Annotated in this window: 14 protein-coding genes; 8 read left to right on the top strand and 6 right to left on the bottom strand. The window is 66.3% G+C overall.

All coding sequences use genetic code 11. The features are described 5' to 3' along the window. Positions 1-13: 13 nt before the first annotated feature. From ACX12F_RS08280 to epsC, 5 genes are all read left to right on the top strand, one after another. Entirely contained in the window at positions 14-706 is a 693-nt protein-coding gene (locus ACX12F_RS08280; RefSeq protein ID WP_459369118.1) for a phosphoadenylyl-sulfate reductase, read from the top strand. Between the two features lie 38 nt (positions 707-744). Further along, positions 745-1,446 (top strand): sirohydrochlorin chelatase, encoded by a 702-nt coding sequence (locus ACX12F_RS08275; RefSeq protein ID WP_459369117.1) that lies wholly within the window; start codon positions 745-747, stop codon positions 1,444-1,446. Positions 1,447-1,748: 302 nt separating this feature from the next. Beyond that, the gene (locus tag ACX12F_RS08270; protein ID WP_459369116.1) at positions 1,749-3,665 is read left to right on the top strand and encodes a potassium transporter Kup; all 1,917 of its coding nucleotides are present in this window, start codon (positions 1,749-1,751) and stop codon (positions 3,663-3,665) included. Between the two features lie 221 nt (positions 3,666-3,886). Continuing rightward, entirely contained in the window at positions 3,887-4,822 is a 936-nt protein-coding gene (cysK, locus tag ACX12F_RS08265; protein WP_459369115.1) for a cysteine synthase A, read from the top strand. 33 nt (positions 4,823-4,855) lie between these two features. Next, positions 4,856-5,440 carry a serine O-acetyltransferase EpsC gene (gene epsC, locus ACX12F_RS08260; RefSeq protein ID WP_459369114.1) on the top strand — a complete coding sequence of 195 codons (585 nt, stop codon included), beginning with the start codon at positions 4,856-4,858 and terminating at the stop codon, positions 5,438-5,440. A gap of 96 nt (positions 5,441-5,536) precedes the next feature. Here the strand turns inward: epsC and ACX12F_RS08255 are convergent, their stop codons facing one another. From ACX12F_RS08255 to ACX12F_RS08230, 6 genes are all read right to left on the bottom strand, one after another. Further along, complete coding sequence (locus ACX12F_RS08255; protein WP_459369113.1) at positions 5,537-6,598, bottom strand: sulfate/molybdate ABC transporter ATP-binding protein; 1,062 nt, start codon at positions 6,596-6,598, stop codon at positions 5,537-5,539. A 22-nt stretch (positions 6,599-6,620) separates the two neighbouring features. Next, positions 6,621-7,433, bottom strand: coding sequence for a sulfate ABC transporter permease subunit CysW (cysW, locus tag ACX12F_RS08250; protein ID WP_459369112.1), 813 nt, complete (start codon positions 7,431-7,433; stop codon positions 6,621-6,623). 31 nt (positions 7,434-7,464) lie between these two features. Beyond that, positions 7,465-8,349, bottom strand: coding sequence for a sulfate ABC transporter permease subunit CysT (gene cysT, locus ACX12F_RS08245; protein ID WP_459369111.1), 885 nt, complete (start codon positions 8,347-8,349; stop codon positions 7,465-7,467). Then, positions 8,346-9,386: a sulfate ABC transporter substrate-binding protein gene (locus ACX12F_RS08240; RefSeq protein ID WP_459369110.1), complete on the bottom strand. Its 1,041-nt coding sequence runs from the start codon at positions 9,384-9,386 to the stop codon at positions 8,346-8,348. Before ACX12F_RS08240 ends, cysT begins: the two co-directional genes overlap by 4 nt. Before the next feature lie 119 nt (positions 9,387-9,505). Continuing rightward, on the bottom strand, positions 9,506-9,598 hold the full coding sequence (locus tag ACX12F_RS08235; protein ID WP_353651654.1) for an Ms4533A family Cys-rich leader peptide: 93 nt from the start codon (positions 9,596-9,598) through the stop codon (positions 9,506-9,508). Between the two features lie 121 nt (positions 9,599-9,719). Then, positions 9,720-9,914: a hypothetical protein gene (locus tag ACX12F_RS08230; protein ID WP_459369109.1), complete on the bottom strand. Its 195-nt coding sequence runs from the start codon at positions 9,912-9,914 to the stop codon at positions 9,720-9,722. Positions 9,915-10,024: 110 nt separating this feature from the next. Here ACX12F_RS08230 and ACX12F_RS08225 point away from each other — a divergent pair, with 110 nt between their 5' ends. From ACX12F_RS08225 to mddA, 3 genes are all read left to right on the top strand, one after another. Next, positions 10,025-12,076 (top strand): glycoside hydrolase family 15 protein, encoded by a 2,052-nt coding sequence (locus tag ACX12F_RS08225; RefSeq protein ID WP_459369108.1) that lies wholly within the window; start codon positions 10,025-10,027, stop codon positions 12,074-12,076. Between the two features lie 80 nt (positions 12,077-12,156). After that, on the top strand, positions 12,157-12,291 hold the full coding sequence (locus ACX12F_RS08220) for a hypothetical protein (RefSeq protein WP_459370582.1): 135 nt from the start codon (positions 12,157-12,159) through the stop codon (positions 12,289-12,291). 314 nt (positions 12,292-12,605) lie between these two features. Next, positions 12,606-13,370, top strand: a complete 765-nt coding sequence (mddA, locus tag ACX12F_RS08215) for a methanethiol S-methyltransferase (RefSeq protein WP_459369107.1) — start codon at positions 12,606-12,608, stop codon at positions 13,368-13,370. Positions 13,371-13,448: the final 78 nt, after the last annotated feature.

Raw genomic sequence — 13,448 nt, 5'->3', positions numbered from 1 at the left:
AGACGTGAGTGGCATGACTGCAGTCGAACTGAGGGCACTCGCCGAGCGCGGGGCACAAGAACTGGCCGACGCCAGCGCCGAGGAACTGCTGCGCTGGGTCGAGGACAATTTTTCCGGCCAGTACGTGGTGGCTTCCAACATGCAGGACGCCGTGCTGGTCGAGATGGCGGCCAAGGTCCATCCCGGCGTCGACGTCCTGTTCCTGGACACCGGCTACCACTTTGCCGAGACCATCGGCACCCGTGACGCGGTCGAGGCCGTGTACGGCGTGAACGTGGTGAACGTGACCCCCGAGCACACCGTCGCCGAGCAGGACGAGCTGGTGGGCAAGGACCTCTTCGCCAGCGACGCCGCCCGGTGCTGCAGCCTGCGCAAGGTGGCGCCGCTGTCCACGGCGCTCAAGGGCTACTCGGCATGGGTCACGGGCATCCGCCGGGTCGAGGCGCCGACGCGCGCCAATGCTCCGCTCATCAGTTTCGACGAGGCGTTCGGTCTGGTGAAGATCAACCCGATCGCCGCGTGGAGCGACGAAGACATGCAGGCGTACATCGAAGCCAACGGCATTCTGGTCAATCCCCTTGTCGATGAAGGTTATCCGTCCATCGGCTGCGCACCGTGCACCCAGAAGCCGGTCGAGGGCGCGGACCCCCGCAGTGGCCGCTGGGCCGGTCTGGCCAAGACCGAATGCGGTCTGCACGCGTCCTGAGGCCGCCCCGGGGCGAGCGCAGCGACGGGAAGGAACAAGTGCAACTGATCCTCACAGCGCACGGCAGTGCCGACCCGCGGTCCGCGGCGAACGCCCGCGAGGTGGCCCGTACAGTGGCCACCTCGCGGCGCGACGTCGACGTCAAAGTGGCGTTCTGCGAACAGAATTCGCCGAATCTGCGGGACGTGCTCGCCGGCTCCCCCACCGGCGGTGTCGTCGTGCCGCTGCTGCTGGCCGACGCCTACCACGCCCGCATCGACATCCCCGCGATGATCGCCGACGCCAATCCCGCCGTTCGGCAGGCCGACGTACTCGGTGAGGACGACCGGCTGATTCACGTCCTGAGCCAGCGGCTCACGCATTCCGGCGTGTCCCGGCTCGACTCCAGCGTCGGTGTCCTGGTAGCTGCCGTCGGCTCGTCCTCGGCTGCCGCCAACACACGGACCGGCGCCGTGGCCACCGGCCTGACCGCCGGCACCCGCTGGCAGGCTACGACGGCGTTCGCGACGGGGCCGCAGGCCAACCTGGCCGAAGCCACTGAGCTGCTCCTGGATCAAGGCGCGACGCGGCTGGTCATTGCGCCCTGGTTCCTGGCCCATGGCCGCATCACCGACCGGGTCGCCGAATTCGCCGCAGCACAAGGGATTCCGATGGCACAGCCACTGGGCTCGCACCGAATGGTCGCCGAAACCGTACTGGACCGCTTCGACGACGTCGTCGCCGCTCGGCGCGCCGCGTAGCCCGCAGCCGGCTGAATCCCGGCAAGACCGCGGCCGTCGCCGTATGAATTTCGTATAGATCGTGGCATCGCAGCGATGGCGCCGGTTGACTGTCGCTCATGCGAATTTCTGGGACGACTCATGTCTGACCTGCTGCAACTGCTGTCGATGATGGCGCTGCCGGCGTCGGTCCTACTGATGTGCCGGCGCGCCAACCGGCGCAACCCGCGGTCCCGCGCGGTTCGAACCTGATCGCACACCACGGCTGCGTCGCCTACGATCCGGACCGTCGACCAACGATCCGGACCAAGGAGGCACCGCGCGTGGGCACACACGCCGACACCGGTCGGAGCGGGCTGGGAGCGGGCCTGGCCGTCAGCGCGCTGGGCGTCGTCTTCGGTGACATCGGGACGAGCCCGATCTACACCATGCAGACGCTGTTCAACCCCGATGACCCTCATCCGGTGCCGATCAGCCGAGACAACATCTACGGCGTCGTCTCCCTCGTGTTCTGGTCGGTGATGCTGATCGTCACGATCACGTACGTCAGCTTGGTGATGCGGGCCGACAACGACGGCGAAGGCGGCGTCATGGCGCTGATCACGCTGGTGAGACGATCCTCGAACAAGCTCGGTAAGCGCACCGCGACAACCCTTGCCGCGCTCGGAATTCTCGGCGCCGCACTATTTTTCGGTGACTCGATGATCACCCCGGCGATCTCGGTGCTGTCTGCCGTCGAAGGCGCGAAAACCATCGACCCGGGTCTGGCCGACTGGGTGGTGCCGATCACCGCGGTGATCATCATGGCGCTGTTCAGTGTCCAACGGCACGGGACCGCCGTCGTCGGCAGGTTCTTCGGCCCGGTGATGATCCTGTGGTTCACGGTGATCGGCGCGTGTGGCGTCGCCGGGATCACCAGAGAACCCGAAATTCTGCGCGCGCTGAACCCGATGTACGCGCTGGGGTTCATGGCGGGCCATTTCGGCATCGCGTTCTTCGCGCTGGCCGCCGTCGTGCTCTCGGTGACGGGCGCCGAGGCCCTGTACGCCGACATGGGCCATTTCGGTCGCAAGCCGATCACCATCGCCTGGCTACTGCTGGTCTTCCCGGCGTGCATGCTGAACTACTTCGGGCAGGGCGCGCTCCTGCTGCAGAACCCGACCGTGCACGACGCCCCGTTCTTTCTCCTGACGCCCGAGTGGGGCCGGCTTCCGATGGTGCTCCTGGCCACGGCGGCCACCGTGATCGCGTCGCAGGCGGTGATCACCGGAGCGTTCTCCGTCGCTGCGCAGGCCGCCCACCTGGGCTACCTGCCGCGGCTGCGGATCCTGCACACGTCGGCATCGACCATGGGCCAGATCTACGTGCCCTGGATCAACACCATGCTGTTGGTCGCGGTGCTGACCCTGGTCTTCGCCTTCCGCAGCTCGGCGGCGCTGGGCTACGCCTACGGAATGGCGGTCACCGGGACCATCACCATCACCACCCTGCTGTTCCTCAACATCGCGCGCGCCAGGTGGAACTGGCCGCTGTGGTCGGTGATCGCGATCGGGGCTCCGCTCCTCACCGTGGACCTGCTGTTCCTGGCCGCGAACATGACGAAGCTCGTTCACGGTGCCTGGCTGCCGTTGCTGATCGGGTTGATCACGTTCACGGTGATGACCACGTGGCAGGAAGGCCGCGCGGTGGTCACCCGGGCCCGCGACGAGGTCGAAGGGCCGCTGCGCCAGTTCGTCGAATCGATCGTCACCAGCGACCCGCCGCTGACCCGGGTGCCGGGCACCGCGGTGTTCCTCAACCGCGGTATCGAAACCGCGCCGCTGGCCATGCGCGCCAATGTGAAGTACAACCGCATGCTGCACGAGCACGTGGTGGTGTTGTCCCTGGTGACAGCGACGGTACCGAGGGTCCCCGATAGCGGCCGAGTGGCGGTCGATGATCTGGGCCACAGCGACGACGGCATCATCCACGTCACCGCCACCTACGGATACATGGACCGGCCCGACGTGCCCGCCGCGCTGGCACTGCTCGACTCGGCCCTCACGGAAGGTCCGCTGGATCTGGCGGGGGCGACCTACTTCCTGTCCAAGGTCGATCTGGTGATGGGCAAGGAGCCGTCGATGGCCCCATGGCGGACAAGGCTTTTCATCGGTACGTCGTACATCACATCCGACGCCGCAGCCTACTTCCAGCTGCCTCTCGACCGCACGGTCGTGCTGGGGTCCCGCATCGAGGTGTGAAATACCCACCCGTGGGTAACGCGTTGTCCCAAGCAGATAGATTTTGTGATGATCGAAACCCTTGACGGAACACCTGCTATTCAGCAGATTCGGCAGGTGCCAGTCGCGGCGTGACGGTCGTGCGCGACACCACGGTGCCGCGTGGGGCACCCACAATTTCACCAGCAGGTCCCTTGCGAGCCCGCCTACGCGGTGAGCTTGCGTATGACGAGAGGTTGTCGATGGGCAAGATCTACGCCAATGTCACCGAATTGGTCGGGCGCACCCCGCTGGTCCGGCTCAATCGGTTGACCGAGGGCGCTGGTGCCGAGGTCGTCGCCAAGCTGGAGTTCTACAACCCCGCCAACAGCGTGAAGGACCGCATCGGCGTGGCGATCGTCGACGCCGCGGAGAAGTCCGGCGAGCTCAAGCCCGGTGGCACCATCGTCGAGGCCACCAGCGGCAACACCGGCATCGCCCTGGCCCTCGTCGGCGCGGCCCGCGGCTACAGGGTCATCCTGACCATGCCGGAGACCATGTCCCTAGAACGCCGGGTGATGTTGCGCGCATACGGCGCCGAGATCGTGCTGACGCCGGGCGCCGAGGGCATGGCCGGCGCGGTCGCCAAGGCCAAGCAGATTCTGTCCGAGACCCCGAACTCCGTGGCCGCCGACCAGTTCGCCAACCCGGCCAACCCCGCGATCCACGAGCAGACGACCGCCGAAGAGGTCTGGGCCGACACGGACGGTCGAGTCGACATCTTCGTCGCCGGCATCGGCACCGGCGGCACCCTGACCGGCGTCGGGCACGTTCTCAAGAGCCGCAAGCCGGACGTGCAGATTGTCGGCGTCGAGCCCGTCGACTCCCCCATCCTCACCGGCGGTCAGGCCGGACCGCACAAGATTCAGGGGCTCGGCGCGAACTTCGTCCCCGAGGTACTGGACCGCTCCGTGTACGACGAGATCATCGACGTCGCGTTCCCGGACGCCATCGAGGTGGCACGAGCGCTGGGCACCGAAGAGGGCATTCTGGGTGGCATCTCGGCGGGCGCCAACGTGTGGGCGGCGCTGGAGCTCGCCAAGCGTCCCGAGAACGCCGGCAAGCTCATCGTGGTGATCATCCCTGACTTCGGCGAGCGGTACGTCTCCACGGCGCTGTACGAGCACATCCGGGACTGACCGGGCGAGCGAAGCGACAGGAAATAGATAAGGATGACGCTGCTCTCTAGGCTCCGCGAGGACCTGGACAACGCCCGCAGCCACGACCCGGCAGGGCGCGGAGACATAGAGAACGCCCTGGTGTATTCGGGCCTGCATGCCATCTGGTCGCACCGCCTGGCCCACCGACTGTGGGCCCGGCCGGCATGGCGCGGACCGGCGCGCGTGCTGGCTCAGGTGACCCGCTTCCTCACTGGCATCGAGATCCACCCGGGGGCGACCATCGGCCGGCGGTTCTTCATCGACCACGGCATGGGCGTAGTGATCGGCGAGACCACCGAGATCGGCGACGACGTCATGCTCTACCACGGCGTGACGCTGGGCGGCCGTAGCCTCAACAAGGGCAAGCGCCACCCCACCATCGGCAACCGGGTGACCGTGGGCGCCGGTGCGAAGGTGCTCGGCCCCATCCTGGTCGGCGACGACTCCGCCATCGGCGCGAATGCCGTTGTGACCCACGATGTTCCGGCCGACTCGATCGCGACCGGCATCCCGGCGATCGTGCGTCCGCGCACGGAGAAGCAACGCGAGCCCGCCGTCGACCCGACGAGCTACATCGACCCGGCGATGTACATCTGACGTTCAGCGGCGTTGACCCTGTACTCAGGGTCCTCCCTACTCGCACTTTTGCGCCCTGGCGTCAGGGTCAACGCTTAAGCACCGCGCCCCTGGGGATTACGCCCGCGCGAGAACAGCCTCGACTTCTTGCGTTTGGCCCGCGATCGGCGGGATACGCGTCGCACGGACGTACACGGTGTCGCCCTCGATGAGGCGCAACGCTTCGGCGTCACCACGGGTGATCTGGGCGGTGAAGGGCGTGTGGTCCGCTGCCGTCGTCAGCTCGACGCGAACCTCGAAGCCCAGCACGACAACTCGGTCGACCTTGGCCCGGAGCACGCCGGTGGCCGCCACATTGCCCTCGGCCTGGGAAATGGCCATGTCGGGGGTCCGGCCCACGCGGATGTCGTGCGGACGCACCAGTGTCCCGTTCAGCGTCGACACCGCGCCGAGGAACGACATCACGAACGGATTGCTCGGGCTGTCGTAGACCTCGGTCGGGGAACCGACCTGCTCGATACGGCCCTTGTTGAGCACCGCGATCCGGTCGGCGACGTCGAGCGCCTCGGCCTGGTCGTGGGTGACCAGCACCGTGGTCACATGCACCTCGTCGTGCAGGCGGCGCAGCCAGGCCCGGAGGTCGTCGCGCACCTTGGCGTCGAGAGCACCGAAAGGCTCGTCGAGCAGCAGCACCTTGGGGTCGACCGCGAGGGCTCGCGCCAGCGCCATGCGCTGACGCTGACCGCCGGAGAGCTGGCTGGGGTAGCGCGTCTGGAAGCCGCTGAGGCCCACCACCTCCAGCAGATCGTCGACCTTGGCCTTGACCTCCGCCTTGGGCTTCTTGCGGATCTTCAGCCCGAATGCGACGTTCTCGCGGACGGTGAGGTGCTTGAACGCCGCGTAGTGCTGGAAGACGAAACCGATGCCGCGGCGCTGCGGCGGCACGCCGGTGACGTCGTTGCCCTTGATGGTGATGGTGCCGGTGTCCGGGGTGTCGAGCCCGGCGATGGCCCGCAACAGCGTCGACTTGCCCGAGCCGCTGGGGCCCAGCAGCGCGGTCAGCGACCCCTCGGGCACGTCGAAGTCGACGTTGTCCAAGGCCGCGAAGTCGCCGTATCGCTTGTTGGCACCGCGCACCGTGATGGCCGGCGTCCTGCCCTGCTTGTGCTCGTCGCTCATGTTCGGTTCTTCCTATCGAAAGCTATTGTGCCGCCCGGGCACGCCGGGCGTCGAGGATCACCTGCACGATCAGCACGATCACCGCGACCGCCATGAGCACTGTCGACATGGCGTACGCGCCGTATTCGGCGCCGCGGTTGTACCGATCGGAGACCAGCAGGGTGAGGGTCTGAGATTGGCCGGGCAGGTTGGAGGACACCATGATGACGGCGCCGTACTCGCCCAGCGTGCGGGCGACGGTCAGCACGATGCCGTACGTCAGGCCCCAGCGGATGGACGGCAGTGTGATCCGCCAGAACGTCTGCCACCACTGCGCGCCGAGGGTGGAGGCCGCCTCTTCCTGGTCCGTGCCCAGCTCGTGCAGCACCGGTTCGACCTCGCGGATCACGAACGGCACGGTGACGAAGATGCTGGCCAGCACGATGCCGGGGAACCCGAAGATGATCTTGAATCCCCAACTGTGCTCGACGAATCCGAGCAGACCCGCCGATCCCCACAGCAGGATCAAGGCAACGCCGACGACGACGGGCGACACCGCGAACGGCAGATCGATCACCGCCTGTAGCACGCTCTTACCGCGGAACCGGTTGCGGGCCAACACCAACGCGGTCGGCACCCCGAACAGCACGTTGAGCGGCACCACGATGGCGACGACCAGCAGTGTCAGTTGCAAGGCGGAAATGGCTGCCGGCGTGGTGATCTGGGCGAAGAACTCACCCAGGCCGGGCTGGAACGTCCGCCACAGGATCAGGCCGACGGGCACGACGACGAGCACCGTGATGTAGGCCAGCGCCAGGTACCGGGTCAGGTAGCGAACCACCGGTGACAATGTCATGCGCGATCCGCCTTCGGCTTCTCGTCTGCCGTCATGAGGCCAGCTCCTGACGTTTGGCCGCACGCGAACCGATGATCCGCAACACGAACAGCACCACGAACGAGATCACCAGCAGCACAACCGAGATCGCGGCCGCGCCGGTGGGGTCGTCGTTCTCGATCAGGGTGCGGATCCACTGCGACGACACCTCGGTCTCGCCGGGCACCGCGCCGCCGATGAGCACCACCGAACCGAATTCACCGATGGCCCGCGAAAAGGCCAGACCGGCGCCCGAGAGCAGTGCCGGCAGCAGGGCCGGCAGCACCACCTTGGTGAAGATCACGAAGTTGCCCGCGCCCAGCGACGCGGCCGCCTCTTCGGTCTCCTGGTCCAATTCGAGCAGCACCGGCTGCACCGACCGCACCACGAACGGCAGTGTCACGAACAGCAGCGCGACTCCGATGCCCCACTTGGTGTGCTGCAGATGCAGATGCACCGGACTGGCCGGACCGTAGAGCGCCAGCATCACGAGGCTGGCCACGATGGTCGGCAGCGCGAACGGCAGGTCGATGACCGCGTCGACCAAACGCTTGCCCACGAAATCGTCCCGGGTCAGCACCCAAGCCACCAGGAGGCCGAAAACCAGGTTGATGAGCGCGACAGCTGCCGAGACCTCCAGCGTCACCCGGAAGGACGCCACGGCCGAGTTCGACGTGATCGCGGTCCAGAAGTACCCCCAGCCACCGCGGGCGGACTGCACCAGGATGGCGGCCAGCGGCAGGAGCACGATCACGGACAGCCAGATGCTCGCCGCTCCGACCCGCAACGACGTGCTGCCAAACGCCTTCTTCACGCCGGACTCCGGCCCGGTCGAGCCGCCATTGCTGGGGGTCTCGGGCCGGGCCGGGATGCCGTCGAACGTAGACGTGGTCGTCATCCAGTGGCCTGCTTGTAGATCTTGGTAATGCTGCCATTTTCCTTGTCGAACAACGCCGGATCGACCGTCTTCCATCCACCGAGATCAGCGATGGTCCACAGCTTCTCCGGGGTCGGGAAGTCCTTGGCAAACTCGGCACTCACCGCGGGATCGACCGGACGGAACCCGGCCTGCGCCCACGCCTTCTGCCCCTCCGCGGTGTAGAGGAAGTTCTTCAGCGCATTGGCCTTGTCCTGGTGCGGACCGGAGGTCACGACCGCCACCGGATTCTCGATCTTGAACGTCTGAGTCGGGTTGATGTGCTGGACGTCCTTGCCCTGACGCTCGACGTTGATCGCCTCGTTCTCGTAGCTGATCAGTACGTCACCGGTGCCGTGCAGGAACAGGTCGGTGGCTTCGCGGCCCGAGCCCGGACGGGTCTTGATGTGCTCGGTGACCAACTGCAGGATGTAGTCGAGGCCGGCCTGAGCGTCCTTGCCCCCGTTGCTCTTCGCGGCGTACGGCGCCAGCAGGTTCCACTTGGCCGAACCCGAGCTCAGCGGGCTCGGGGTGACGACCTCGATGCCCGGCTTGAGCAGGTCGTCCCAGTCCTTGATGCCCTTGGGGTTGCCCTTGCGGACCACCAGCGACACCACCGAGCCGAATGGGACGCCCTTGGTGGCATCGGCGTTCCAGTCCTTGCTGACCTTGCCGGCCTTCACCAGACGGGTGACGTCCGGTTCCACCGAGAAGTTGACGATGTCGGCGGGCGCTCCCGACTCGACCTTGCGCGACTGGTCACCGGAGGCGCCGTAGGACGTCGTGACAGCGACGCCCTTGCCTTCGGGGGTGGCGGCGAACGCCGGGATGATCTTGCTCCAGCCGGGCTCGGGCACGGCATAGGCCACCAGGGTCAGGGTGGTGTCGGCACCCGACTGCGCACCACCACCGCCGGCGACGTCGCTCGCTCCGCCACCGCAGGCGGCGAGCACCGCAGTGCTGGCCGCGACGGCAGCGACCGCGGTGGCGGGCCGCCAGCTCTTGATGATCTTGTGCATTGATGGGCCTTCCTTGCGGGATTACGGATGAACTACTCCGTCACACGGCAAGGTGATGAATCAGCACGTGGGCATAGCAGAAGCCAGCGCCGACCCCAGTAACCGCGGACGGAAACGGGTCAGCGACAACAGGCGACGTCAGCAACAGCGCGGGTACCCACGGCAATGAGAGCCAGGATGTGACCCTCGGTAGTGCCGGACGCTGCGTACATGGCGGGAAGAATATCAGAGGTTGCCTGGCAGCTACTGCTCAGCGAGTCAGCAGCCACGTGACGATCACCAGCACCACCAGCAGCACCAGGATCAACGTCACCCGTGACTGCGGCAGTCCGTTCACAGCGCTTCCTCCTCGAGGTGGCGGGCCCGGTGCAGCAGGGTGATGGTGTAGCCCAGAGCCACGTCAAGTAGCACTGCCAGGCCATATGCCAGGGCCAGCACAACAGGCATCACGATGACCGTCTGCAGCACGAACGACAGGCCGGACAGCCAGAGCTCAACGCCGTCCCACCAATTCAGAATGCCGCTCATCAATTCCAGCCTACGGTGTGTGCCGTTTCGAATCGCGGTGGGTTGAATCTGCGGGGCCTCGCCGGGGCGTTAGGTGGACGGCGGGCGCACATCCAGTCGATGATGTGCGGATGGTGCTGCCACACACTGACAAGTCGGGACAGTCCAGCGTCCCGGGCCAGATTGCGGAGAACGACAGGGCCTCCCACCTCAATGGGATTCCTCATCTCGCCGCCGCGGGCGACGATTCGTTGACCGGCGGTGCGATCTCAACAGCAGTGCGGACGCCGTTTCCGCCGATCGCGGACTACGCGTTCCTCTCCGACTGCGAGAACACCTGCCTGATCTCCTCGGCGGGGTCGGTGGAGTGGATGTGCGTGCCGCGACCTGACTCCCCCAGCGTGTTCGGCTCGATCCTGGACCGCAGCGCCGGCCACTTCCGACTGGCCCCGTACGGAGTGACTGTGCCCTCGGCGCGGCGGTACCTGCCGGGCTCACTGATCCTGGAGACCACTTGGCAGACGCACACCGGCTGGGCCATCGTGCGCGACGCCCTCGTGATGGGTCCGTGGCATGACATCGAGACCCGCTCTCGCACGCACCGCCGTACTCCGATGGACTGGGACGCCGAACACATCCTGCTGCGCACCGTCCGCTGCGTCAGCGGCACCGTCGAGTTCGTCATGAGCTGCGAGCCGTCGTTCGACTACCACCGCGAGAGCACGTCGTGGGAGTACTCGGCCGCCGCGTACGGCGAGGCGATCGCCCGGGCCAACAAAAACCCCGAAGCTCACCCCACGCTGCGTCTGACCACCAATCTGCGGATCGGTCTCGAGGGCCACGAGGCCCGTGCCCGGACCCGCCTCACCGAGGGCGACAAGGTGTTCGTCGCACTGTCGTGGTCCAAGCACCCGGCGCCGCAGACCTTCGACGAGGCCGCCGACAAGATGTGGAAGACCAGCGAGGCCTGGCGCCAATGGATCAACATCGGCGACTTCCCGGACCACCCCTGGCGGTCGTATCTGCAACGCAGCGCGCTGACCCTCAAGGGCCTGACCTACTCCCCGACCGGCGCCCTGCTGGCGGCCAGCACCACGTCGCTGCCGGAAACGCCGCACGGCGAACGGAACTGGGACTACCGGTACTCGTGGATCCGCGACTCCACCTTCGCGCTGTGGGGCCTGTACACCCTGGGCCTGGACCGTGAAGCCGACGACTTCTTCTCGTTCATCGCCGATGTCTCGGGCGCGAACAACGGTGAGCGCCACCCCCTTCAGGTGATGTACGGGGTCGGGGGTGAACGCAGCCTGGTCGAGGAGGAACTGCACCACCTGTCCGGCTACGACTACTCGCGGCCCGTCCGCATCGGCAACGGCGCCTACAACCAGATGCAGCACGACATCTGGGGCACCATGCTCGACTCGGTGTATCTGCACGCCAAATCCCGTGAGCAGATTCCCGAGATGCTCTGGCCGGTGCTGAAAAACCAAGTGGAAGAAGCGATCAAACACTGGAAGGAACCCGACCGCGGCATCTGGGAGGTGCGCGGCGAACCGCAGCACTTCACCTCCAGCAAGATCATGTGCTGGGTGGCGTTGGACCGCGGCTCGAAACTTGCTGAGCTGCAAGGGGAAAAGTCGTACGCGCAGCAGTGGCGCGCCATCGCCGATGAGATCAAGGCAGACGTCCTGGCGCACGGCGTCGACAAGCGCGGCGTGCTCACCCAGCGCTATGGCGACGACGCACTGGACGCGTCCCTACTGCTGGCGATCCTCACCCGCTTCCTGCCGGCGGACGACCCGCGGGTGCGCGCGACGGTGATGGCCATCGCCGAAGAGCTCACCGAAGAGGGCCTGGTGCTGCGCTACCGCACCGAGGAGACCGACGACGGATTGTCCGGCGAGGAAGGCACTTTCACCATCTGCTCGTTCTGGCTGGTGTCGGCGCTGGTCGAGATCGGCGAGGTCAGCCGGGCCCGGCATCTGTGCGAAAAGCTGCTGTCGTTCGCGAGCCCGCTGCATCTGTACGCCGAGGAGATCGAGCCGCGTACCGGTCGGCACCTCGGCAACTTCCCGCAGGCGTTCACGCACCTGGCGTTGATCAACGCCGTCGTGCACGTGATCCGCGCCGAGGAGGAAGCCGACAGCAGCGGCGTGTTCCAGCCCGCCAACGCACCGATGTGACTTGCGATTTCGGCGTGATTCGTAGCGATGAGCGTGACGAATCACGCCGACATCATCGCTAGAAGGTCAGCTCGAAGTCGATGACGGTCGGGGTCGGCACGGGAGTGCGACTGGTGGGGACGGCTCACGAGAAGGCCAGTGTGCTGTCATTCGTGTTGGCCGGGCATGAACCGTTTGAGGTCGGCAAGGCGCTCAACGCCGAGGGCTCGACCTAACCCTCACGAGCAGTCGCAAATGCCCCTGACACGCCGAGCGTGCAGGGGCATTTGTGCCTGCACGACTCCCCCGAGAAATACATATCCACCTGCGGGTTTCCGCTATATATTGGAGGAGTGACCAGGGGCTGCGGCGCCAGGTGTGATGCTTCGGACCGGCGGTCTGCCGGCCCCTCCGCCATCGCTGCGGCCAGACTGCCGCGCATCATTCGTTTCCGCCATCCAGGCCGCGTCTAGGGCCTTCCCCGACGCTGCGCGCAAGTCGACCGGTGCGGACGACGTCACCGGAACATTTCCGAGAATCGGAGGACAGGATGAAGCGCTATCTGACACTTGGCTACGGCGCGCTGTGTTACGCGGTGTTCCTGGTCTCGTTCCTCTATGCCATCGGCTTCGTGGGCAACGTGGTGGTGCCCCGCACCGTCGACCACGGCATCGCCGCATCGATCGGCGAGGCCGTTGTGGTCAACCTGATCCTGCTCGGCCTGTTCGCGGTGCAACACAGCGTGATGGCGCGGCCGGCGTTCAAGCGAATGTGGACGCGCGTCGTGCCACCGTCCATCGAACGCAGCACCTACGTCCTGATGTCGAGCCTGTTGCTGGGCCTGCTGTACTGGCAATGGCGGACCATGCCGCAGGTCATCTGGCACGTCTGGGCACCGGCCGGACGCTACGTGCTGCTGACCCTGTTCTGGGCCGGCTGGGCGCTCGTGCTCGTGTCGACGTTCATGATCAACCACTTCGATCTGTTCGGGCTGCGGCAGGTGTACTTGGCCTGGCGCGGAGAGCCCTACCGCGACTTGGCTTTCCGGAGCACACTGTTCTATCGGGTGGTGCGGCACCCGATCATGGTCGGCTTCATCGTGGCGTTCTGGGCCGCCCCGACGATGACGGCGGGACACCTACTCTTCTCGCTGGCCACCACCGGCTACATCCTCGCCGCGGTCCGGTTGGAAGAACACGATCTGATGGCGTCGCTTGGCGACGAGTACCGGAACTACCGCGACGAGGTGCCGATGCTGATCCCCGGCCTACCCCACCACGGCGGACACTCCGCCGGCCCACACCACGCGGTATAGCTCGCCATGAGGCACGAAACCCCGTAATTCTCTTGGGAATTACGGGGTTTCACTCGGTGTTGAGCGAATGGAGATTGA

Source organism: Mycolicibacterium sp. HS_4_1 (assembly GCF_054515875.1).
This window is presented reverse-complemented; position numbering and strand designations above follow the sequence as displayed.

What these genes read in the sequence shown, in the direction of transcription:
- ACX12F_RS08280 (WP_459369118.1), top strand. Translation starts at nt 14, where the DNA reads ATGACTGCAGTCGAACTGAGGGCACTCGCCGAGCGCGGGGCACAAGAA.
- cysK (WP_459369115.1), top strand. Translation starts at nt 3,887, where the DNA reads ATGGGCAAGATCTACGCCAATGTCACCGAATTGGTCGGGCGCACCCCG.
- epsC (WP_459369114.1), top strand. Translation starts at nt 4,856, where the DNA reads ATGACGCTGCTCTCTAGGCTCCGCGAGGACCTGGACAACGCCCGCAGC.
- ACX12F_RS08255 (WP_459369113.1), bottom strand. Translation starts at nt 6,598, where the DNA reads ATGAGCGACGAGCACAAGCAGGGCAGGACGCCGGCCATCACGGTGCGC.
- cysW (WP_459369112.1), bottom strand. Translation starts at nt 7,433, where the DNA reads ATGACATTGTCACCGGTGGTTCGCTACCTGACCCGGTACCTGGCGCTG.
- cysT (WP_459369111.1), bottom strand. Translation starts at nt 8,349, where the DNA reads ATGACGACCACGTCTACGTTCGACGGCATCCCGGCCCGGCCCGAGACC.
- ACX12F_RS08240 (WP_459369110.1), bottom strand. Translation starts at nt 9,386, where the DNA reads ATGCACAAGATCATCAAGAGCTGGCGGCCCGCCACCGCGGTCGCTGCC.
- ACX12F_RS08235 (WP_353651654.1), bottom strand. Translation starts at nt 9,598, where the DNA reads ATGTACGCAGCGTCCGGCACTACCGAGGGTCACATCCTGGCTCTCATT.
- ACX12F_RS08230 (WP_459369109.1), bottom strand. Translation starts at nt 9,914, where the DNA reads ATGAGCGGCATTCTGAATTGGTGGGACGGCGTTGAGCTCTGGCTGTCC.
- ACX12F_RS08225 (WP_459369108.1), top strand. Translation starts at nt 10,025, where the DNA reads ATGGTGCTGCCACACACTGACAAGTCGGGACAGTCCAGCGTCCCGGGC.
- ACX12F_RS08220 (WP_459370582.1), top strand. Translation starts at nt 12,157, where the DNA reads ATGACGGTCGGGGTCGGCACGGGAGTGCGACTGGTGGGGACGGCTCAC.
- mddA (WP_459369107.1), top strand. Translation starts at nt 12,606, where the DNA reads ATGAAGCGCTATCTGACACTTGGCTACGGCGCGCTGTGTTACGCGGTG.